This window comes from Leisingera sp. ANG-S5 (assembly GCF_000813925.1).
GTDB lineage: Bacteria > Pseudomonadota > Alphaproteobacteria > Rhodobacterales > Rhodobacteraceae > Leisingera.
In genome coordinates, this window is record NZ_JWLH01000040.1 from 1 (window position 1) to 1336 (window position 1336).

Genomic DNA, 1336 nt, shown 5'->3' on the forward strand with positions numbered 1-1336 from the left:
AGGCCTTCTGGCTCTGCGAGGTTGTTGGCGCGGCAGGCGGCGGTGACGGTGTTCGCCAGCAGGCAGGCGATGGTCATCGGGCCGACGCCGCCCGGAACAGGCGTGATGGCGCCGGCGCGCTCGGCGGCGGAGGCGAAGTCGACGTCGCCCACCAGCACGTTCTTGCCGTCGCGCTCGATCCGGTTGATGCCCACGTCGATCACGGTGGCGCCTTCTTTGATCCAGTCGCCCGGCACCATTTCCGGGCGGCCCACGGCGGCAACCACGATGTCGGCGCGGCGGACAACATCCGGAAGATCCTTGGTGCGCGAATGCGCGATGGTCACGGTGCAGCTGTCACCCAGCAGCAGCTGCGCCATCGGCTTGCCGACGATGTTGGAGCGGCCAATGACAACTGCGTCCATGCCGGAGAGGCTGCCGTGGTGGTCGCGCAGCATCATCAGGCAGCCCAAGGGCGTGCAGGGCACCATCGACTTCTGCCCGGTGCCCAAGAGGCCGACGTTGGAGATGTGAAAGCCGTCCACGTCCTTCTCCGGCGCGATCGAGTTGATCACCAGATCCTCGTCCAGGTGCTTGGGCAGCGGCAGCTGCACCAGGATGCCATGCACCGACGGGTCGTTGTTCAGCTGATCGATCAGCGCCAGCAGATCGGCCTCGGAGGTGTCCGCCTCCAGCTTGTGCTCATAGGAGTTCATGCCGACCTCGACGGTCTGCTTGCCCTTGGAGCGCACATAGACTTGCGACGCCGGGTCCTCGCCCACCAGCACCACCGCCAGGCCCGGGGTGATGCCGTTTTGCTCCTTCAGCCGCGCCACATGTTCGGCCACCTGGCCGCGCACCTTGGCCGCAAAGGCCTTGCCGTCAATCAGAGTTGCTGCCATTGCTCTCTTCCTTTTTGTGCAGGCATTCGGCCCGCCTTACTCTTCCCGGATCACCCGCGCCTCGCGGGCAATCGACCAGTCCACCAGCTGCCGCCACAGATGCTCGATCAGATCGGGGTCCAGCCCCTGAGCCTCCGCCGCGGCGCGGGCATTCATGACCACTTCCTCAACCCGGTCCGGGATCCGCGCGGGCCAGCCGTTGGCTTGCTTCAGCTGAATCGCCCGGTCGATATACCCCGCCCGCGCGGCCAGCATCTGCACCAGCGCAATATCGAGCCGGTCAATCTGGGCCCGCACCTCTGCCATCGACTGGCAGTCCTGCGGCGGTGTCAGCTTGGTCATGTCTTAAAACTCTTGCGGCCCGGGGATGCCCCCGGGCCGCAGAAAGCGCATTTTGCGTCTTAGAACAAGCCTTCGATCTGGCCGTCCTCGTTCAGGCGGATGGTTTCCGCCGC

2 protein-coding genes are annotated in these 1336 nt (G+C 65.7%); both read right to left on the reverse strand.

Features of this window, described 5'->3' with window-relative positions:
• Nucleotides 1–881: bifunctional methylenetetrahydrofolate dehydrogenase/methenyltetrahydrofolate cyclohydrolase FolD (gene folD, locus RA25_RS22015; RefSeq protein WP_039175077.1), on the reverse strand; the 881-nt coding region annotated here is incomplete at its 3' end.
• A 36-nt stretch (nucleotides 882–917) separates the two neighbouring features.
• Nucleotides 918–1223 (reverse strand): chorismate mutase, encoded by a 306-nt coding sequence (locus RA25_RS22020; protein WP_039152108.1) that lies wholly within the window; start codon nucleotides 1221–1223, stop codon nucleotides 918–920.
• Nucleotides 1224–1336 lie beyond the last annotated feature (113 nt).

What these genes read in the sequence shown, in the direction of transcription:
- RA25_RS22020 (WP_039152108.1), bottom strand. Translation starts at nt 1,223, where the DNA reads ATGACCAAGCTGACACCGCCGCAGGACTGCCAGTCGATGGCAGAGGTG.